Origin of the sequence: Skermanella aerolata KACC 11604, assembly GCF_000936425.1 — a bacterium.
In the GTDB taxonomy this organism is placed as follows: domain Bacteria; phylum Pseudomonadota; class Alphaproteobacteria; order Azospirillales; family Azospirillaceae; genus Skermanella; species Skermanella aerolata.
This window is the reverse complement of sequence record NZ_AVFK01000138.1, coordinates 1-2,303: the sequence shown is the minus strand read 5'-3', so window position 1 is coordinate 2,303 and position 2,303 is coordinate 1. Positions and strand designations below refer to the sequence as shown.

Sequence of the window (2,303 nt, the reverse complement as noted above, 5' to 3'; positions counted from 1 at the left end):
CATTGCCGCCATTCTTCTATGGCTCTGAACTTTGCAGAAGCGCCCTAGTTCAGCCCGCAGGAAGTCCGTAACCCTAGGCGCGACTGGTTGGGTGCGGAACCGCTGGAACCAGTGACGATCAATGAGTCAGGCTTTTCCGGCGGCCTGCACTAGAGGAAGCTCCATCTGGCGGTCGACGCGGCGACCAGCACCATTGTCGCCGCGACTCTGGCTACCAGCGGCGAAGGCGATGCAGGCCAAGTCGGCCCGCTGCTGGACCAGACCACGGGACACATCGACACCGTCATGGCGGACGGCGCCTATGACGGCGAACCAACCTACCAGACTGTGGCCAAACTGACAGAACCAGTCCATGGGGCCGCGCTGCCGAGGCACCATGATTTACCCGATCCAACGCAGAGGGGAACAACAGATTCAGTTTAAACACCTAGGAAGTAATCCTGATTGGCTACCAGACCTACGGCGTCGACGATCGCCTGCCCGTTGCCCCAGTCAAATAGCGTCGTGCCGTCGGCGCGCTCGGTCACCGTCACGTCGGTACCAAAAAAATCAATGCGGTCTCCCCCTGCCCGGCCTTGGCCGTTGAAACCCTCTATCTCGGCAACACTGGGATCAAAGCTGTTGAAGGTGAAGTGGTCGGCATCATCCGGATTGCTGATTAAGCGGTCATGTCCGTTATTGCTAACCCAAAACGTATCGTTGCCTTTGCCCCCTTCGAGTACTTCATTGGCCGGCCCCGTCACGAACCGGTCGTCACCGTCGCCACCGACTACGGTCATTGGCCGAGGCGCAGGGCCCCCTGCCATGTAAATCAGCTTGTGGGAAGCATCGCTGCGGATCACGATCCGCTCGATATCATAGAGAAAGGCGTCGACCCCGCTTAAGTCTTCCAGCGTGTCGGCCGTGCTGCCGATGGTCATTAGCATGTCAGAAATGGGTGAGTCCGGATGACCGCCCCCCCAGATCAGGATATCGGCTGGCTTGAGGGCATTTTCGGCAGCCCCTTCCGACCAGTCTTTGGTGAAGGCGATGTTGGTGACGACCAGCGTGTCCCGGCCGGGTCCGCCGTGGAAAGAGCTGTTGTGGTAGAGGATGTAATCATAAACATTGACGCCGCCGACATCATAGGCGATCCGGTCATTGCCGCTGCCGCCATCGATGGTGCTGCCCATGCCACCGCCATCCAGCCGGTCGTTTCCCGGACCGCCCCACAGCGTGTCGTTCCCTTTTCCACCCAAGATCACATCACAACCACCACCGCCGTTCAGCCGTTCGTTACCGGCACCACCGGAGAGGAAATCCCGACCGCAGCCACCGAATAGCCGATCGGCCCCGGCCAGACCGTAAAGCCTGTCATTGCCGGAAAATCCATAGATCTGATCGTCGCCCGTCGTGCCGACGAGGGTATCGGAGCACCTGCTTCCCTTGATGATCGACATGGACGTTTTCCCGGAAAATGGCCAGCATTAGAGCAGATCGCAGTCCACCTGAAAGGTGGACTGCGATCTGCTCGTCAAACCAAAGACATTGAACGAATTTTGGTTCACACTGACCCGAAATTCGCTCTTTCCTCAGCGCTAGCAGGCCCAGCACGCGCAGTGGTGCCGTCACCCCCAAGGCTTCGAACCCGTTTTCGACCTCCCCCTGATCCACCCTTGGTATGCTTACGCATAAAATAGCCCCTTACAATCGTTGCCATTGAGCCAGGAAAAGCAAGGCTGGGCATTAACTTGGGTTATCGCAGCCCCGGTATTGGCATCGTCACATTGACTTGCTGAGGTGGCGAGAGGCGTTTGGGTTGGGCATGGTGGCGGGATGAAACGCGCTTCTGATCCGCATTACCGTCACCGCTTCCCGGCCGACATCATCAGCCATACCGTCTGGCTGTACCACACGTTCTGCCTGAGCTTCCGGGACGTCGAACTGATGCTGGCCGAACGCAGCATTGAGGTTGCCTACGAGACGATCCGGCGCTGGTGCCGGAAGTTCGCCCAGACCTTCGCCACCCGGCTGCGGAGACGCCGGCCGAGACCCGGCGACCGCTGGCATTTGGATGAGGTGTTCATCCGGATCAACGGCGTCCAGCACTACCTCTGGCGCGCGGTCGACCAGGAGGCGTGGTGCTCGATGTCCTAGTGCAGAGCCGGCGCAACACCAAGGCAGCCAAACGCTTCTTCAAGAAGCTGCTGAAGGGCCTGCGGTATGTGCCGCGGGTCGTGGTGACCGATCAGCTGAAAAGCTACGCCGCGGCCAAGCGCCAGATCATCCCGCATGTCGAACATCGCCAAAGCCGCTACCTGAAC

General features: G+C 59.5%; 1 protein-coding gene and 2 pseudogenes. 2 read left to right on the top strand and 1 reads right to left on the bottom strand.

Features of this window, described 5'->3' with window-relative positions; translation table 11 throughout:
- Nucleotides 1–153: 153 nt before the first annotated feature.
- Nucleotides 154–336, top strand: a pseudogene (locus tag N826_RS44050) (transposase); the annotation flags it as partial.
- An 83-nt stretch (nucleotides 337–419) separates the two neighbouring features.
- On the opposite strand, the gene N826_RS38730 reads toward N826_RS44050, so the two are convergent.
- Nucleotides 420–1,439: a calcium-binding protein gene (locus N826_RS38730; RefSeq protein WP_044437915.1), complete on the bottom strand. Its 1,020-nt coding sequence runs from the start codon at nucleotides 1,437–1,439 to the stop codon at nucleotides 420–422.
- 376 nt (nucleotides 1,440–1,815) lie between these two features.
- On the opposite strand from N826_RS38730, the pseudogene N826_RS45630 reads away from it, so the two are divergent.
- Nucleotides 1,816–2,303, top strand: a pseudogene (locus N826_RS45630) (IS6 family transposase); the annotation flags it as partial.

Coding starts and splice junctions, on each gene's coding strand:
- N826_RS38730 (WP_044437915.1), bottom strand. CDS start 1,439: ATGTCGATCATCAAGGGAAGCAGGTGCTCCGATACCCTCGTCGGCACG.